Below are 17,805 nucleotides of genomic sequence, written 5' to 3' on the forward strand. Positions count from 1 at the left end.
GTGTCTTGTTGTGGACTGCAAAGGGTCGCATACGCGGCCCTTTGTTCGTCTACTCGGGGTAATGATCAGCCGTCCGTGTTCAACGTTGACCGACACGAACGGCAATGGCGTCGCACTCGACGGACATTTGACCGCGTGTGGCAGCCGTCTGATCGCTTACGAGGATCACGGCTCGGTGGGGTAAGGGAAATGGTCGAGCGTTGATGCGCGGCTCGACCTTCGCGACGAGCACCCCAAAGGCCCGCCTCGCGCGGGCCCCTACTTATGCGCGCTCGACGTCCTCGCTCGCTTCGTGTTGCGCCTCGCCGCCGTCCAACTCGCGCAGTTCAACGACGCCTTCAGGTTCCGTCGCGTAGACTTCCGCCTCTCCCGGCGTGAGCGTCGAATCGTTCAGCGTGTCACCGTCCACGATGACCCGAATATCTGAAACTGCCCTGGTTCTCGATATGCACCTTCATTGCTTTGTGTCCTTGGGGTTAGCGTTGCTGCGGGTGGATGAGCCGATCGATCGAGTTCGAGCCGCTTTCATGCTCAGGTAACTGCACGCCGCCGTGTCCGCCCGTATTGGCGATGGTGTTGTGATCGCTTCTATGTAGACGAGCGTGCACCTGTGAAAAATAAGCGCGGCTAGCAGAGCTGCGGCGTAGCGGATGCACATAGCAGAGCGACGCTTTACGAGAGCGCTCCGAAAGCCTTCCACGTTCCCGGCGTGCCTGCTGCGGTGCAGGTTCACCCGGCGACGGCTGTTCCGGCTGGGTTGCTATTGGTCATGGTGTCACCGATGACCCACGTTCCGGAGGTCGGCGGAGCCGTGCCTCGCAATACGCGCTGCCCGGGCAGCCGGTTCCCGCTGTCGAAGGACTGAAATGGCGCTACCGCTGTCGTACTGTCGATAGCTCAATTCCGAACGGCATAGCGGGCACACTGAAATCGTTGCCCGCGACATCAGCGAGTGCCACGGCCCCCGCTTGAAGATTGATAAGCCCAATCGGATATTGCGTATCGCCTGGGTAGGTCCGCACGTTCCCCATAATCGATAGCTTGCTGATGGTCACAGTTGCGCTCGTCGAGGAAGCGCCAACCGTGACCGCGCGCTCGTCGCTCGCGCCCGAGCTGTTGACGTTCAGAATGGCGTTACCGTCAACAACGATCGCTTGAACTGTGCATGCTGCCGCTGGCGCACACGCGACACAACCCGCAACTTCGCACTCTGCGATGGAAAGCAAGGTTGAGCGGGTCGGCTTCGCCTTCATCGGTTCGCGAGGAGATGCTCGATGTGCCCGTCGAAGCGTGCCGGGTTCGGGCCGCTGCGCGAGCCGCGCATCGCCGCCCAATCCAGAACCTGACGGACCGTACCATTTCCGTGGTAATGGTTAGTCGAGCCTGAACAATCCTCGAAGCGTTATGATGCAAGGCTTTGCACTCTGACTGGGGTTGAGGGAATTGCAGGAAGCAGGCATATTAACGCGTAATTCCTGCATTTTTTTACGAGGTGCGGATGGGTCCGAAGGCGCCTTTGACGGAGGGAGATTTCTTCCGGCAACCGTTGCGTGAACAGATCAATTTGAAGCATCCGTTGGTCGGTTTGGCCGATCTGATCAACTGGGACCGATTGGGCGCGTCGATGAGCGAGAGCTTCGTATCGCGCAAAGGGAGACCGGCCACATCCCCAAGGCTAATCGCCGGCTTACTGTACCTCCAGCACGCGTTCGACCTGTCCGACGAGGAGGTCGTCTGGCAATGGGTGGAGAATCCGTATTGGCAGGTTTTCACCGGCGAGACGTACTTGCAGACCGAAACGCCGATTGATCCGTCGAGTCTCACGCGCTGGCGTAAGCGTCTGGGCGAAGCCGGCGTCGAAGAGTTACTGGCCGAGACGATTGAAGCCGCCAAGCGTGCCGGTGTGATCAAGGCCTCAAGCGTGAAGCACGTGATCGTCGACACGACGGTCATGCAAAAAGCGATCGCCCATCCCACTGATTCACGCTTGCTCGAGCGGTGTCGCGAACATCTGGTGAAGGCGGCGGCGCGGCACGGATTGAAATTGCGGCAGAACTACAATCGCGAGGCCCCGCGCCTGGCCAGCCAAATCAGCCGCTACGCGCACGCCAAGCAATACAAGCGAATGAGGAAAGTTCTGCGCACGTTGCGCTCTCGTGTTGGCCGAGTCATGCGTGATGTCGAGCGTCAGCTCGATTCAGTGGCCGACACTGGGCACGGCGCGCTGCACGAGTTGATCGGCCGCACCAAGCGAATCTTGACGCAAAGGCGGAAGGACAAGAACAAGCTGTACGCGCTGCATGCGCCGGAAGTCGAGTGTCTGGCGAAGGGCAAGGCTCGCACGCCGTACGAGTTCGGTGTCAAAGTGTCGATCACGACGACCCACAAAGAGGGGCTCGTGGTAGGTGCCCGCTCGATGCCGGGCAACCCATACGACGGTCACACGCTGCCTGAAGCGTTGGAGCAAGCGGCGATCTTGAGCGACGTGAAGCCGGAAGTCGCCATCGTCGATCGCGGCTACAAGGGTGTTGCCATTGAGGGTGTGACGATCTACCACCCGGGATTGCGGCGCGGTATCACGCGCGGGCTGCGGGCGATGATCCGACGGCGAAGCGCGATCGAGCCTGCCATCGGTCACATGAAGGCGGACGGCAAACTCGATCGGAACTGGCTCAAAGGCGCACTCGGTGATGCGATTCACGCCGTCCTGTGCGGCGCCGGCCACAATCTGCGCATGATCCTCAGGAAGCTGCGGCTTTTTTGCGCCCTTGTTCTGTTCGCTTTGCTCAACCGCACAACCACTGTCGTCTTCACGGCATGAGCGCTAGCGCCGCCCAAAACGAATTATTCAGGGCGGACTGGTTAATTTTGCAAAGAAAGTAGGCGCCGCCCCGCACAGGGGCAGTGCCAATAGACCGACGCGAACACGGGATCCGGCGAAAACCAAAACCAAAACCAAAAAATCAAAACGAGTGATGAATCCCCGCCAGCACGATGACCTGATTCGCCGTACTCGACACCCCAGCGGTAAAGAAAGCCGCCTTCACCCCCCCAGTAGCATGCTCATAAAGCGCATTGACATAAAGCTGCGTCGACTTCGACAACATATAGATATCGCCGATTTCGAACTGCGTCCATCGTCCGCCCGCGAACGTCGTCGTCGCCGCGCCGCCCGCGATCCAGTTCCACGCGACCGGTTTAAAGGTCAACCCCGCATCGTATGACTGAAACGTATCGGACTGCCCGTTCGATTGCAGCTTCACGCGCGTATAAAGCGCATGCACGACGAACTTGCCGATCTCATACGACGCACCTGCGCCCATCTCCTCCTGCTTGTCCGCCATGTAAGTCGCCGCCGGCTGACCCTGAAACGTCGTCAGACCGGTCGTCGCGATCGCGGGCGTGCGATTGTGCTCGTTCGAATACGTGGCCGCCGCCTTGAACGGACCGTTCGCATACGTAATGCCGAAGCCGTAGTTGCGGCCCGTCGAGAAGTTCGTCGTGTTGCCGAGGCCCATCATCGCGCCCGCAGAGAAGCCATAGAAGTTCGCCGAGCGGAATTTCACCGAGTTGTCGTAGGGCACCACGCCCGTATCCGCCAATTGATCGATGTTGCCTGGATGGAACGCGTACCAGCTCGCCGCGAGATACGCGGTCGATAGCGGTCCGAGCATGTCGAAGCTGAACGGCGTCTGATGACCGAGCGTCAGCGTGCCGACGTTTTCCTGCTCGAGCCCGAGATACGCCTGCCTATTCCAAAGCGTGCCCGCCTTCGCGAAGTTGCCCGTGTTCGTGTAGAAGCCGTTCTCGAGTTGCGCGACGGTCTTGAGCCCGCCGCCCAAATCCTCGACCACGCGAAAGCCCCAGCGATCCGGCTGCATGTTGCCCTGCTCCTCCATCCACTTCGGATGGCCGCCGACGTTGTTGATATACGCGATGCCGGCATCGAGACTGCCATAGAGCGTGACCGTGCTTTGCGCGGCCGCACCGGTCGCGACCCCGGCCCCGATGAGCCCCGCTGCGATGATGTGCTTCACCCTTCGTTCTCCTGATCGTGTGGTTCGAGCGCGGGCCTCGCCCGCTTTCCTGTTCCTGCTGATCGCAGTTGTTGCCCTTCCCCCAGCAAGACGTCCCGCCACTCGTTTACGTTCCATATCTGGATCAACGTCCTGCCTATGGAAAGTATAGTGAGCTTTCCCGCGCCAAAAAAATAGATTTGTGATGAAGCCGGGTAGACCCTGAGACGACGCGCACACGGCGCATCTGCCGGGCAAAAGGGCTTACGGATCAATGACAAACGGGCGTTCTTACTTCATCCGCGAGCTTTGAACCGCGTCGACTTAAGTGTTTTCACCTAGATATCTACTTTTATATTTTTTCCGAGCCAGTCGACTCCTATAATCACCATACACGAACTGTCGTTCCTTTAGTGGAACACAGACGAACCAGAGGAAAGGGTGAAAGATGTCTGAACAATGGCGCTGCGCCGGGCATGCCGGCGATCTGTCGGAAGACGCACCAATCGAATTCAAGCTCGATGACGGCGCGGAAATCGGAATCTACAAAGTGGGCGACGCGCTGTATGCGCTCGAGAACGTCTGCCCGCACGCATATGCGTTGCTGACGCAAGGCTTCGTCGATGGCGACACCGTCGAATGTCCGCTGCACGAAGCGGTGTTTCACATCCCCACGGGCAAATGCCTGAAAGAGCCCGGCGGCCGCGACCTGAAGACGTATTCGGTGCGCCTCGCCGGCGAGGAAATTCAGATCAAGGTGGCGTGACATGGAAAAAGTCGTGAACTTCAACCCGCATCTCAAGCCGTGGCTCGCGCCGCAGCCGAACAACGTCGCCGGCAAGGGCGTGATCGAAAAGCCGGGCGAGACTGAAAGCTTCATCTGGCAGACGCGCAAGGCCGAGCCGACGCAATACGAAAACGACTTCGGCGATGCGCTCGAACGCGTCTTCGAAGCGGGCGCGCTGGAACTGGAACAGGTGGTCGCGGGCTTGAACAAGGACGGTTTCCGCACGCCGGAAGGCACCGCATGGACCGCCGACCGCCTCGCCGCCGAACTGCGCACGCTCGCCGAATAAAGAAGGAGCTTCTTCCCATGACGTCCCCTCAGCAAACAACCGCCGCCGATCCCGTTCAGGCCTATCTCGATCGCGGCTTGCGCAATTACTGGTATCCCGTGGCGCCGAGCTGGCAAGTGGCGAATGCGCCCATCGGCTTGACGCGACTCGGCGATCAGATCGTGCTCTGGCGCGACAACGAAGGCAAAGTGCATGCGCTCGAAGATCGCTGTCCGCATCGCGGTGCGCGTCTGTCGCTCGGCTGGAATCTCGGCGGCAGCGTCGCGTGCTGGTATCACGGCATCGAAGTCGATGGCAGCGGCACTGTGCAGAAAGTGCCCGCCGTGTCCGCGTGCCCGCTCGAAGGCCAGAAGTGCGTGAAGTCGTACCCCGTCGAAGAACGCGCGGGCGCGATCTTCCTCTGGTTCGGCGACGACGCCAACAAGGAACCCGCGCCGCTCGTGCTGCCCGAAGAACTCGTCGCCGAGGAATACGCGAGCTTCCTGTGCATGTCGCACTGGAAGTGCAATTACCAGTACGCGATCGACAACGTGATGGACCCGATGCACGGCGCGTATCTCCACGCGACATCGCATTCGATGGCCGAGGGCGACAAGCAGGCCGACATGCGCGTGCGCAAGACCGAAACTGGCTTGATGTTCGAGAAGGTCAATCAGCGCGACGTGAACTTCGACTGGGTGGAGCTCGGCGAAACCGGCTGCCTGTGGATGCGCCTCGCGATTCCGTACAAGAAGAAGTTCGGGCCCGGCGGCAACTTCGGGATCATCGGTTTTGCTACGCCCGTCGACAACGACAACTGCCAGGTCTACTTCTGGCGCACGCGCAAGGTCTCCGGATGGCAGCGCGATGCGTGGCGCTTCCTGTATCGCAATCGTCTCGAAGGACTGCACTGGGCCGTGCTCGAACAAGACCGCTATGTGCTCGAAAGCCTGGCGCCGAACGCACGCGATCACGAATTCCTCTATCAGCACGATGTCGGCATGACGCGCGTGCGTCGCATGTTGAAGCAGCGCGCGCAGCAACATCTCGCCGCGCTCGAAGCATTGCCGAAGAACACGGAGCACGCTCATGCGTGATGCGTCGAAAGCGCTCGACGGCCGTCGCGTGATCGTGACCGGCGGCGCTCGCGGACTCGGCGCGGCCTTCGTGCGCGCGCTCGTCGGGCAAGGCGCGCACGTCGCGTTCGGCGATGTGCTTAGCGAAGAAGGCGAAGCACTTGCGCGCGAACTGCGTGACGTGCACTTCTTCCCGCTCGATCTGAACGAACCGCGAAGCATCGCCGAATTCGTCGAACAAGGCACGAATGCGTTGGGCGGTCTCGATGCGCTCATCAACAACGCCGCGATCACCAACTCGGGCGGCAAGTCCGCCAGCGAGCTCACACCGCAAACATGGGATGCGGTGATGAACGTGAACGTGCGCGGCACTTGGCTGATGAGCGTCGCGTGCCTGCCGCATCTGAAGGATTCGGGACGCGGCGCGATCGTGAACATCGCATCCGATACGGCGCTGTGGGGCGCGCCGAAGCTGCTCGCATACGTCGCGAGCAAGGGCGCGGTGATCGCGATGACGCGCTCGCTCGCCCGCGAGTTCGGCGCGGACAACGTGACCGTCAACGCGATCGCGCCCGGCCTCACCGAAGTGGAAGCCACCGCATATGTGCCCGCCGAGCGTCACGAGTATTACCTCAAAGGCCGCGCATTGACGCGCGCGCAAGTCCCCGACGACGTGAACGGCCCCGTGCTGTTCCTGCTCTCGGATGCGGCGCGCTTCGTAACGGGCCAGTTGCTGCCGGTGAACGGCGGCTTCGTGATGAATTGATTCGCTCTATTTGATTGGAACCTGGAGAAAGCAATGGCCGATGCAGACATCGAACGCAAGTCGTGGGATCAGCCCGCCGAAGCGAGCTTCGCACAATGGATGGACACGCGCGTCGCGCGCCTCGAAACGCGCCGTTACGACTGGGACGCGCTCAAGTTCCAGGCCGACTACGACCCGAAGTATCGTCGCGCGCAGATGCGTTATGTCGGCACGGGCGGCACGGGTGTATCGAAGGACATGAACACGATTCCCGCAGGCAGCTTCACGTTTTCGACGATGGTCATTCCCGCCGGCAACATCGGGCCGAGTCATATTCATATCGACGTCGAAGAGATTTTCTTCGTGCTGCGCGGAAAGATGAAAGTCGTCTGCGAGAAGGACGGACAAACGTGGGAAGCCGTGCTCGGCGAGCGCGATCTCATTTCCGTGCCGCCGGGCGTGTATCGCACGGAGATCAACATCGGCGAGGAAGACGCGCTGATGTGCGTGATGCTCGGCGCGCCGAAACCCATCACGCCGACGTATCCGCCGGATTCGCCGCTGGCGAAGTTGAAGCGCTGAGGCTCGCATGAACATCCAGACGCTCGCGTGCTTTCCCGACACGCATATCGAAACCGCGCACGGCATCACGGGTTATCGCGAGGCAGGTGCGATGCATCGGCGCGCGCTGCCCGTCGTGCTGCTGCATGGGATCGGGTCGGGCGCGGCGTCGTGGGTCCGGCAGCTCGACGCGCTCGGTGCGAAGCGGCGTGTCATCGCATGGGACGCGCCGGGGTATGGCGAATCTAGTTGCATACGTAACGATTCGCCGCTTGCGCTCGATTACGGGCAAGCGTTGCGCGCGTGGCTCGATGCGCTCGATATCGATCGATGCGTGATCGTCGGCCATTCGCTCGGCGCGATCATCGCGGGATCATTCGCCGTGCATACGCCACAGCGCGTCGCGGGCCTGCTGCTGATATCGCCGGCTGCGGGTTATGGCGCTGCATCGAAGGAAGTGCGCGAATCGAAACGCGATGCACGTTTGAAGATGCTGAACGAACTCGGCCCGCAAGGACTCGCACGCGAGCGCAGCGCCAACATGCTTTCGCACTACGCCGACGATGAAGCGCGCGAATGGGTCCGCTGGAACATGGCGCGCATCGTCCCCGCAGGCTATGCGCAAGCGACGCATCTGCTTGCCAACGCCGATCTCGCAGCGGATATCGCGCGCTTTCACGGACGCATCGCGGTCGCCGTCGGCGCGGACGATGCGATCACGCCGCCCGACGCATGCGAGCGCATCGCGCAGGCCGCGCGGGTCAATCTGCAAGTGATGCCGCGTGCGGGCCATGCAGGCTACGTCGAATCACCCGCTGCATACACCGCATTGATCGATGCGTTTTGCGAAAGCATCGAATGCCACACGAAAGACGGAGTACCGCAATGACATCCCTCGCCACGGAAGAAGCCGACAAGGGCGAACCGACTTACATCGTGCCGGGACTCGAACGCGGATTGAAGATCCTCACCGAGTTCTCGCCGCGCGAACCGGTGCTTGGCGCGCCCGAATTGTCGCGACGCCTCGGCATTCCGCGCACGACGGTTTTCCGCCTGTTGCAGACGCTCGAATCGCTCGGCTTTCTGGAGCGCGCGGACAAGGACCGCAACTATCGGCTGGGCGTCGCCGTGCTGCGTCTCGGCTTCGAATATCTGAGCTCGCTTGAACTCACCGATCTCGGCCTGCCGATCATCGAAGCATTGCGCGACGCGACCGGTCTCACGAGCCACATCCTCATTCGCGATGGCCGCGATGTCGTGTTCGTCGCGAAAGCGCAGAGTCACGCGCCTATCTTCAGTTCGGTGAAGGTGAACGTCGGCACGCGCCTTCCCGCCCATGCGACGACGCACGGCCACGTTCTGATGGGCGATCTTTCGCTCGATGAACTGCGCGCGCTCTATCCGGAAGCGCATCTCGAACGCTTCACGACGTCCACGCCCGAAACGGTCGAAGAGCTCTTCGAGCGCGTGAAGGAAGACGCCGAACGCGGCTACGCGACAAGCCAGTCGTCGTTCGAGCGCGGCATATCGGTCGTCACCGCGCCCGTTCGCAACGACACGGGACGCATCGTCGCCGTCATCACGACGACGATTCCGCGTCCCGAAATCGACGCAGCGTTGCTCGACAGCGGTCTCGTCGACAAGGTTCGCGAAGCCGCCGATGCGCTCTCGATGCGTCTCAACTATCGCCCGGGCGCGCGTGCGTCCGCGTCGAACCGCTACATGAAATCTCTGGGGTTGCAATGATTCGAATCGATCTCTCGGACCAGGTCGCTGTCGTCACCGGCGGTTCGTCGGGCATCGGTCTCGCGACGGCGAAGTTGTTCTTGCAAGCGGGCGCATCGGTGGCCATTTGCGGGCGCGACAGCGAACGTCTGCAAGGCGCGCAGGCAACGCTCGCCGATGAATTCCCGCAAGCGCAACTGTTCGCCGCGCGTTGCGACGTGCTCGACGCGGAGCAAGTGAACGCATTCGCATCGCAGGTAATGCAACGCTTCCGCCGCGTCGACATGCTCGTGAATAACGCGGGTCAGGGCCGCGTCTCCACATTCGCCGATACCACCGACGACGCCTGGCGCGACGAACTGGAACTGAAGTACTTCAGCATCATTCGTCCGACGCGCGCCTTCTTGCCGATGCTGAAAGATGCGCCTTCGCCCGCGATCGTCTGCGTGAACTCGCTGCTCGCGCTGCAACCAGAGCCGCATATGGTCGCGACTTCATCGGCGCGCGCGGGCGTGTTGAGTCTCGTGAAATCGCTTGCGACGGAACTCGCGCCGCAACGCATCCGCGTGAATTCGATTCTGATCGGCATCGTCGAATCGGGGCAATGGAAGCGTCGCTATCAGAACTACTTGAACGAAAACGCCGATAACCCCACGCGCCAAAGCTGGGAAGAATGGACCGGCGAGCTCGCGCGCAAGAAAAACATTCCGCTCGCCCGCTTCGGCTTGCCCGAAGAAGCGGCGCAGGCGCTCTTCTATCTCGCAACAACGCTGTCGTCGTACACGACCGGCAGCCATATCGATGTTTCCGGAGGCTTTGCTCGTCATGTCTGAAAAAACCACGGTCGGCGAACTGATCGCCGCGTTCCTCGAACAATGCGGCGTCCGCACGGCGTTCGGCGTGATCTCGATTCACAACATGCCGATCCTCGATGCGATCGGGCGTCGCGGCAACATCCGCTATGTCGGCGCGCGCGGCGAAGCGGGCGCCCTGAACATGGCCGACGGCCTCGCGCGCGTATCCGGCGAACTCGGCGTCGCGTTCACGTCGACGGGCACGGCTGCCGGCAACGCAGCGGGCGCGATGGTCGAAGCGCTGACCGCGGGCACGGCGTTGCTGCATATCACCGGGCAGATCGAAACCGAGTATCTCGATCAGGATCTCGCGTATATCCACGAAGCGCCCGATCAGTTGTCGATGCTGCAATCCATCTCCAAGGCGGCGTTTCGCGTACGCACCGTGGACACCGCGTTGCCGACGATTCGCGAAGCCGTGCGCGTCGCGCTCACTGCGCCTGCGGGCCCGGTGAGCGTCGAGATTCCCATCGACATTCAGGCCGCTGAAATCGAATGGCCCGCCGATCTCGCCGCGCCGCACGTCGGCATGCTCACGCACGACAGTCTGCGCGTGAAGCAGCTCGCCGATGCGCTCACGAACGCGAAGCGTCCGTTGCTATGGCTCGGCGGCGGCACGCGTCATGCGCGCGGCGCGGTCGAGCGCCTCGTGAAGCTCGGCTTCGGCGTGGTGACGAGCGTGCAAGGTCGCGGCGTGCTGCCGGAAGATCATCCGGCGACGCTCGGCGCATTCAACGTGCATCCGTCCGTCGAAGCGTTCTACAAGACCTGCGATGCGCTCGTCGTCGTCGGCTCGCGTCTGCGCGGCAACGAAACGCTGAAGTACAAGCTCGCGCTGCCGCAGCCGCTTTATCGCATCGACGCCGATGCGCTCGCCGATAACCGCGGCTATCGCAACGAACTCTTCGTGCATGGCGATGCATCGCGCGTGCTCGATGAACTCGCGACGCTGCTCGAAGGCCGCATCCGCATCGATGCCGCGTTCGCGAGCGATCTCGCGGCAGCGCGCGAAACGGCCGTCGCGGAAGTGTCGAAGGGACTTGGACCGTACAAGCGTCTCGTCGATTCGCTGCAACGCGCGGTGGGCCGCGATTACAACTGGGTCCGCGACGTGACGATCTCCAACAGCACGTGGGGCAACCGCCTGCTGAAGATTTTCAATCCGCGCGCGGGCGTGCATGCGCTCGGCGGCGGCATCGGGCAAGGCATGCAGATGGCGATCGGCGCCGCGCTTTCGGGCGCGGCGAAGAAGACTGTCGCGCTCGTCGGCGATGGCGGTCTGATGGTCAATGTCGGCGAGCTCGCAACCGCCGTGCAGGAAAAGGCCAACGTCATGATCGTGCTGATGAACGATCAATGCTACGGCGTGATCCGCAACATTCAGGACGCGAACTACGGCGGACGCCGCATGTTCGTCGATCTGCATCAGCCGGATTTCGCGCAGTTCTGCGCGAGTCTCGGCCTTGCGCATCGCCGCATCACGTCGCTCGATCAGGCCGATGACATCGTGCGCGAAGGGCTCGCGATCGATGGCCCGGTGCTGGTCGAAGTGGACATGCTGTCGGTCGGCTCGTTCGCGACCGCGTTCGCCGGGCCGCCCGTCAAGAAGGAAGAGCCGAAGGAGCCGGAATATGCGTGATCCCCTCCATGCACGGCAAGCGATCGACATCGCGATGATCGGCTTCGGCGCGATCGGTTCGGCGGTGTATCGCGCGCTCGACAACGATCCGCTCGTTCGCATCTCGCATGTGATCGTGCCGGAACGCGATCGCGACAACGTGCGCGCGGTGCTCGGCGATAACGTCGATGTCGTGTCCCACGTCGATGCGCTCGCCAGTCATCCGGAATTCGCGCTCGAATGCGCGGGACATGCGGCGCTCGTCGATCATGTCGTGCCGTTGCTGAAGTCGGGCACGGATTGCGCGGTCGCATCGATCGGCGCGCTGTCGGAAGCCGGCTTGCTCGATGCCCTCGCCAATGCCGCCAATGAAGGCGCGGCCACGATCACGCTGCTCTCGGGTGCGATCGGCGGCGTCGATGCGCTCGCCGCCGCGAAGGAAGGCGGCCTGGACGACGTGCAGTACACCGGCCGCAAGCCGCCGCTCGGCTGGCTCGGCACGCCTGCTGAAACGCTCTGCGATCTGAAGTCGCTGACTGAAGAGAAGGTCATCTTCGAAGGCACTGCACGCGATGCGGCGCGTCTCTATCCGAAGAACGCGAACGTCGCGGCGACCATTGCGTTGGCGGGACTCGGGCTCGATGGCACACGCGTGCGTCTCATCGCCGATCCGGCTGTCGAGCGCAACGTGCATCGCATCGTCGCACGCGGCGCGTTCGGCGAGATGTCGCTGGAAATGTGCGGCAAGCCGTTGCCGTCGAATCCGAAGACATCGGCGTTGACTGCATTCAGCGCGATCCGTGCGTTGCGCAATCGCGCCGCGCGTTGCGTCATCTAAGGAGCTTCAGAAAGATGAATCATCCCGACACTTCGCTCGTAGCGTCCGGCGATATCTATATCGGCGGCGAGTGGCGCAAAGGGCGCGGCAATCAGTACGCGAGCATCTATCCCGCCGATCAATCCGTCAACGCGGAGATCAGCACCGCCGATGCCGACGACGCGCGCGAAGCCGTCGAGATCGCGGATCGCGCTTACAGGCAGGCCGATTGGGCCGGACTGAAGCCGCATCAGCGTGCTGCGGTTCTGCATCGCATCGCGAATCTGATCGAAGCGCGTCATGAAGCGCTCGCGCAATTGCAGCGCCGCGACAACGGCAAGCCGATCAGCGAAACGCGCGCCCTGGTCACGAGCGCGGCCAACACGTTCCGCTACTTCGCAGCGTGCCTCGAAACGCTCGAAGAAGAACTCACGCCTTCACGCGGCGATTATCTGACGATGAGCGTGCACGAACCGCTCGGCGTCATCGCGGCAATCACGCCGTGGAATTCGCCGATCGCATCCGATGCGCAAAAGCTCGCGCCTGCGCTCGCGGCCGGCAACGCGGTCGTGCTGAAGCCCGCTGAAGTGACGCCGCTGGCATCGCTTGCGCTCGCGCGCATCTGCGAGGAAGCGGGCGTGCCGAAAGGCGTCGTGAGCGTGTTGCCCGGCAAGGGCTCGGTCATCGGCGATGCGCTCGTGCGTCATCCGCTCGTCAAGAAGGTCGCGTTCACGGGCGGCACCGAAGTCGGTCGCGGTATTGCGCGTCTTGCCGCGGAAAAGCTGATGCCGGTATCGCTCGAACTGGGCGGCAAGTCGCCGACCATCGTCTATGCCGATGCCGATCTCGATCACGCAGTGAACGGCGTGCTGTACGGCATCTTCAGTTCATCGGGCGAATCGTGCATCGCGGGATCGCGGCTCTTCGTCGAACGCAAGGTGTACGGCGAGTTCATGTCGCGTCTCGTCGATCGCGCACGCGGGCTGCGCGTCGGCGATCCCACGCGCGAAATCACGCAGATGGGTCCGCTCATCACATCGCAGCATCGCGAGAGCATCGAACGCTATGTCGCGCTCGGTCTCGAAGAAGGCGGCACGCTGTTATGCGGCGGCGAACGTCCGACGGGCGATGGCCGCGAGAAAGGCTTCTTCTATCTGCCGACGATCATCGAAGGTCTCGCGAACGATGCGCGCATGTGTCAGGAAGAAATCTTCGGCCCGGTGCTTGCCGCCCTGCCCTTCGACGACGAAGCCGCGTTGTTGCAGCAAGCGAACGACAGCGTGTTCGGTCTCGCCGCCGGCATCTGGACGCGCGACTACAAGCGTGCATGGAACCTCGCGCGCGCGTTGAGCGCGGGCACGGTCTGGATCAACACGTACAAGCAGTTTTCGATTTCGACGCCTTTCGGCGGATGGAAAGACAGCGGCATGGGACGCGAGAAAGGCCGTCTCGGCCTGCGCGAATACATGCAGCAAAAGAGCCTGTACTGGGGCTTGAACGATGCCCCGCTGCCGTGGGCGAACTGAAGGAGTTGCCATGACGATCCTTGGCATTGAACGCATCACCTACGGCGTGACCGATCTCGACACCTGCCGGCGCTTTTTCGCGGACTGGGGATTGAAGGAAGTCGCGCACGATGAAGCGCGCGCGCGTTTCGAAACGCTCAACGGCTGCGAAGTGCTGCTTGCATTGGCCGACGATCCCGCGCTGCCGCCCGCATTCGAAGGCGGTCCGACGTTGCGCGAAGTGACGTGGTCCGTCGCGACGCGCGCCGAACTCGACGCGTTGCGCGGACGCTTCGCGGGCCAGCCCGGTCACATCGAAACCGACGATGCGGTCGGTTGCATCGATCCGAACGGCATGGCGATTCGTGTGGAAGTGACGAAGAAGCGCGACATCGACGTGAAGGGCTCACTGTCGAACGTGTGGGGCAACGCGCAGCGCATCGATACGCCGAGCCCCGTCTATGAGCGCGCGGAACCCGTCGAAGTGGGACACGTCGTGTTCTTCACGAACTGCGTCGCGGAGCAGGAAAAGTTCTATCACGAGCTGCTCGGCTTCGAGACATCGGATCGCTATCCGGGACGCGGCGCGTTCATGCGTTGCGCGCCGCATGGCGGTCATCACGATTTGTTTCTCTTGCAACTACCCGATGGAAAACGCGGCCTGAATCACGTCGCGTTCACGGTGCGCGACATCCACGAAGTCTTCGGCGGCGGCCTGCATATCAGCCGCTGCGGATGGACCACGCAACTCGGACCGGGACGTCATCCGGTTTCGTCGGCGTACTTCTGGTACTTCAAGAATCCGGCGGGCGGTCTCATCGAGTATTACGCGGATGAAGACGTGCTCACGCCCGAATGGCAGCCGCGCGAGTTCGAGCCGGGTCCGACCGTGTTTGCGGAATGGGCCGTCGATGGAGGTCTCGACGGCAACACGCGCCGCCAGAAAGAGGCGAAGGCGCCCGAAGGCAAGTTCATGACGGAGCGGAAAAATGGCTGATCTTCAGACAGTCGTCGTGATCGGCGGCGGACAGGCGGCGGGCTGGATCGTGAAGACGTTGCGCAAGGAGGGCTTCGATGGCCGCGTCGTGATGATCGCCGACGAGATTCATCTTCCTTATGAGCGCCCGCCGTTGTCGAAGGCCGTGCTCGCGGGCGAAGCGGATATCGAAACCGTGCGTCTCGTCGATCACGATGCATTCGCCGCGTTGAACGTCGAAGCGTGGCAGCCGGAACGCGCGACGTCGATCGATCGCGACGCGCGCATCGTGCGTACCGCGAGCGGACGCGAAGTGCAGTACGACCGGCTTGTCATCGCAACGGGCGGTGCGGCGCGCCGTCTGCCGGCATCGCTCGTGAAGACTTCGCATCTTGCCTATCTGCGCACGCTCGACGATGCGGTGCATATCGGCAAGCGTCTGCGCGAGAGTCATGCGAAGCGCCTGCTCGTGATCGGCGGCGGATGGATCGGCCTTGAAGTCGCGGCGACCGCGAAGAAGCTCGGCGTCGATGTGACCGTGATCGAAGGTGCGCCGCGTCTGTGCGGACGTTCGGTGCCCGCGAGCGTGTCGGACTTTCTGCTGAAGTTGCATCGCGATAACGGTGTCGATGTACGTTTGAATGCATCGGTCGTATCGCTCGAAGACTGCGAACGCGGCGTGCGCGCTTCGATGGCCGATGGCACGTTCATCGACGCCGGCTTTGCCGTCGCGGGCATCGGTCTCGCGCCGCACACGGCGCTCGCGGAAAGCGCGGGCATCGAAGTGAACGACGGCATCGTCGTCGATGAATTCGGCGCGACCCACGATGCACATGTGTTCGCTTGCGGCGATGTCGCCAATCATCCGAATGCGTGGCTGAAGCGCCGCGTGCGTCTCGAATCGTGGGCGAACGCGCAGAACCAGGCGATCGCGACGGCCCGCGCCGTGCTCGGCGTTCGCACGCCGTATGCGGAGATTCCGTGGTTCTGGTCGGATCAGTACGACGTGAACCTGCAGATTCTCGGCGACATTCCGCCGGGCGCGACGCCTGTCGTGCGCGGCGATCTGGACGCGCGTCGTGCATCGCTCTTCTTCTTCGAAGGCGATGTATTGCGCGGCGTCATCGCGATCAACGCGACGCGCGATCTGAAGGTCGCGAAGAAATGGATGAGCCAGGGACGCGCGGTCGATATCGCGTCGCTTGCGGGTACGGCGAAGGCACTCGCATAACACATTGACGGGAGCAGGCATGAGGAGCATGAGCAACACGGCCGTTGAGCACGGCGGCACGGCCACGACAGTCGCGGACGCGAGCGCGGCCGCTCACGCGGTCACGAAGGGATCGATCATCGCGCGCATCGAACGGCTGCCCGCCAATGCGATGCAGGTGCGCGCGCGGATTCTGATCGGCGCGGCGACGTTCTTCGATGGCTTCGATGTCATCGTCATCGCGGCGACCTTGCCGCTGCTCATCCAGCGTTGGGGGCTTACGCCGGGACAGGTCGGCTTTCTGATCGCGTCGGGATCGATCGGACAATTGATCGGCGCATTCCTGTTTCCTTCGCTTGCGGAACGCTTCGGGCGCGTGCGTTCGATCGCGTGGAGCTCGGGGATCATCGGACTGACGAGCATTGCATGCGGCTTCGCGCCTTCGTTCGCCGTGTTCGTCGCCTTGCGCATCGTGCAGGGGCTCGGACTCGGCGGCGAGTTGCCGGTGGCGGCGACGTACATCAACGAGATCACCCGCGCGCATGGACGCGGGCGCTTCGTGCTGCTGTATGAGATCGTGTTTCCGATCGGCCTGCTTGCATCGAATGCGCTCGGCGCGTGGATCGTGCCGCGATTCGGATGGGAAGCGATGTATTTCATCGGCGGCATTCCGCTCGTGCTGTTCTTCATGTTGCGCGCGCTGGTGCCGGAATCGCCGCGCTGGCTCGGTGAACGCGGCCGCATGAAGGAAGCGGGCGATGCGCTTTCCGCATTCGAAGCGACCGTCAAGCGGCCGTTGCCGCCGCTCGGCAATCTCGCCGAATTCGAAGCGATGGCGAATCGGCATCCGAAGCGGCGCCGTCTCGATCTGATCGGGCCGGCGTATCTGAAGCGCACGATCGCCGTCGCGCTGCTGTGGATGACGTGCGGCGTGCTGCAGTACGGTCTCTCGACGTGGTTGCCGACGATCTACAAGACGGTTTATCACGCGCCGCTGCAGCTTGCGCTGAATCTTGCGGTGGCGGCGTCGGTGCTGGGCGTGATCGGCTCGCTGACGTGCGCGCTGATCGTCGACAAGGTCGGGCGCAAGCCGGTCATCAACTGGTCGTTCGTGTTGTGCGCGCTGTCGCTGGTATGCGCGGGCGTGTTCGTCGCGCAGTCTGTGTATGTGGTTGCGACGTTCTGCGCGCTCGCGCTCGGCTTCATGGCTTGCGGGTTTATCACCGCTTATGTTTATACGCCGGAGTTATATCCGACGAGTATCCGCGCTTTCGGTTGTGGTCTCGGTGGCGCATGGCTCAAGATCGCGGCGATCTTCGCGCCGGCGCTCGTCGGCAAGACGCTGATGGGCGGGAACATGGACATCGCGTTCTATGCGCTCGCGGTCGTGCCGGTCGTCGCGGCGGCGGCGGTGCATTTCATGGGGATCGAGACGAAGGGGAAGGTGCTGGAGCAGTTGGAGGTTTGAGAGGATGGTTGCCCCGCTTTGCGCGGGGCTTTCTCTTTCCTGTTGAGCGGAGGCCAGAGGGGGCCTCGCTCGTTCGGAGGGTTTTCTGAGTTTTCTAGGTGGAACGTCCGGGGCGATCATGCTGCCGATTTAATCGCGGTTAGCGTCGCAAAGTATGCCTCGTCCGGCGTTTGATCCGC

At 62.5% G+C, this 17,805-nt stretch carries 17 protein-coding genes; 15 read left to right on the plus strand and 2 right to left on the minus strand.

From position 1 onward, the window contains the following. Positions 1–262 precede the first annotated feature (262 nt). The gene (locus BG60_RS38050) at positions 263–409 is read right to left on the minus strand and encodes a hypothetical protein (RefSeq protein WP_008345983.1); all 147 of its coding nucleotides are present in this window, start codon (positions 407–409) and stop codon (positions 263–265) included. A gap of 1,089 nt (positions 410–1,498) precedes the next feature. Here BG60_RS38050 and BG60_RS00305 point away from each other — a divergent pair. Beyond that, on the plus strand, positions 1,499–2,821 hold the full coding sequence (locus tag BG60_RS00305; RefSeq protein ID WP_034470069.1) for an IS5 family transposase: 1,323 nt from the start codon (positions 1,499–1,501) through the stop codon (positions 2,819–2,821). A gap of 142 nt (positions 2,822–2,963) precedes the next feature. Here BG60_RS00305 and BG60_RS00310 read toward each other — a convergent pair whose 3' ends face one another. Next, positions 2,964–4,037: a porin gene (locus BG60_RS00310; RefSeq protein ID WP_008345987.1), complete on the minus strand. Its 1,074-nt coding sequence runs from the start codon at positions 4,035–4,037 to the stop codon at positions 2,964–2,966. A gap of 427 nt (positions 4,038–4,464) precedes the next feature. On the opposite strand from BG60_RS00310, the gene BG60_RS00315 reads away from it, so the two are divergent. The 14 genes from BG60_RS00315 to BG60_RS00380 are packed head-to-tail and all read left to right on the plus strand — an operon-like array spanning position 4,465 to position 17,626. Then, on the plus strand, positions 4,465–4,782 hold the full coding sequence (locus BG60_RS00315) for a non-heme iron oxygenase ferredoxin subunit (RefSeq protein WP_008345991.1): 318 nt from the start codon (positions 4,465–4,467) through the stop codon (positions 4,780–4,782). Position 4,783: 1 nt separating this feature from the next. Continuing rightward, positions 4,784–5,092 (plus strand): recombinase-like helix-turn-helix domain-containing protein, encoded by a 309-nt coding sequence (locus BG60_RS00320; RefSeq protein WP_008345993.1) that lies wholly within the window; start codon positions 4,784–4,786, stop codon positions 5,090–5,092. 17 nt (positions 5,093–5,109) lie between these two features. Further along, complete coding sequence (locus tag BG60_RS00325) at positions 5,110–6,168, plus strand: aromatic ring-hydroxylating dioxygenase subunit alpha (RefSeq protein WP_008345995.1); 1,059 nt, start codon at positions 5,110–5,112, stop codon at positions 6,166–6,168. Beyond that, positions 6,161–6,913, plus strand: coding sequence for an SDR family oxidoreductase (locus BG60_RS00330; RefSeq protein ID WP_008345996.1), 753 nt, complete (start codon positions 6,161–6,163; stop codon positions 6,911–6,913). Before BG60_RS00325 ends, BG60_RS00330 begins: the two co-directional genes overlap by 8 nt. A gap of 33 nt (positions 6,914–6,946) precedes the next feature. Beyond that, on the plus strand, positions 6,947–7,474 hold the full coding sequence (locus tag BG60_RS00335) for a cupin domain-containing protein (RefSeq protein ID WP_008345999.1): 528 nt from the start codon (positions 6,947–6,949) through the stop codon (positions 7,472–7,474). Positions 7,475–7,481: 7 nt separating this feature from the next. Beyond that, positions 7,482–8,342: an alpha/beta fold hydrolase gene (locus BG60_RS00340; RefSeq protein ID WP_034470071.1), complete on the plus strand. Its 861-nt coding sequence runs from the start codon at positions 7,482–7,484 to the stop codon at positions 8,340–8,342. Continuing rightward, positions 8,339–9,199, plus strand: a complete 861-nt coding sequence (locus BG60_RS00345; protein WP_008346003.1) for an IclR family transcriptional regulator — start codon at positions 8,339–8,341, stop codon at positions 9,197–9,199. The genes BG60_RS00340 and BG60_RS00345 overlap by 4 nt, the downstream gene beginning before the upstream one ends. Then, positions 9,196–10,011, plus strand: coding sequence for an SDR family oxidoreductase (locus tag BG60_RS00350; RefSeq protein WP_008346005.1), 816 nt, complete (start codon positions 9,196–9,198; stop codon positions 10,009–10,011). The genes BG60_RS00345 and BG60_RS00350 overlap by 4 nt, the downstream gene beginning before the upstream one ends. Further along, positions 10,004–11,671 (plus strand): thiamine pyrophosphate-binding protein, encoded by a 1,668-nt coding sequence (locus BG60_RS00355; RefSeq protein WP_008346007.1) that lies wholly within the window; start codon positions 10,004–10,006, stop codon positions 11,669–11,671. Before BG60_RS00350 ends, BG60_RS00355 begins: the two co-directional genes overlap by 8 nt. Further along, a complete protein-coding gene (locus BG60_RS00360) occupies positions 11,664–12,488 on the plus strand; it encodes an aspartate dehydrogenase (RefSeq protein ID WP_008346008.1) in 825 nt (274 codons plus the stop codon). The genes BG60_RS00355 and BG60_RS00360 overlap by 8 nt, the downstream gene beginning before the upstream one ends. A gap of 14 nt (positions 12,489–12,502) precedes the next feature. Further along, positions 12,503–13,993: an aldehyde dehydrogenase gene (locus BG60_RS00365; protein ID WP_008346009.1), complete on the plus strand. Its 1,491-nt coding sequence runs from the start codon at positions 12,503–12,505 to the stop codon at positions 13,991–13,993. A 10-nt stretch (positions 13,994–14,003) separates the two neighbouring features. Further along, on the plus strand, positions 14,004–14,969 hold the full coding sequence (locus BG60_RS00370; RefSeq protein ID WP_008346011.1) for a VOC family protein: 966 nt from the start codon (positions 14,004–14,006) through the stop codon (positions 14,967–14,969). Beyond that, positions 14,962–16,179 (plus strand): NAD(P)/FAD-dependent oxidoreductase, encoded by a 1,218-nt coding sequence (locus BG60_RS00375; protein WP_034470074.1) that lies wholly within the window; start codon positions 14,962–14,964, stop codon positions 16,177–16,179. Before BG60_RS00370 ends, BG60_RS00375 begins: the two co-directional genes overlap by 8 nt. Before the next feature lie 28 nt (positions 16,180–16,207). Further along, a complete protein-coding gene (locus BG60_RS00380) occupies positions 16,208–17,626 on the plus strand; it encodes an MFS transporter (RefSeq protein WP_008346015.1) in 1,419 nt (472 codons plus the stop codon). Positions 17,627–17,805: the final 179 nt, after the last annotated feature.

It is taken from the genome of Caballeronia zhejiangensis (assembly GCF_000698575.1).
Lineage (GTDB): Bacteria > Pseudomonadota > Gammaproteobacteria > Burkholderiales > Burkholderiaceae > Caballeronia > Caballeronia zhejiangensis.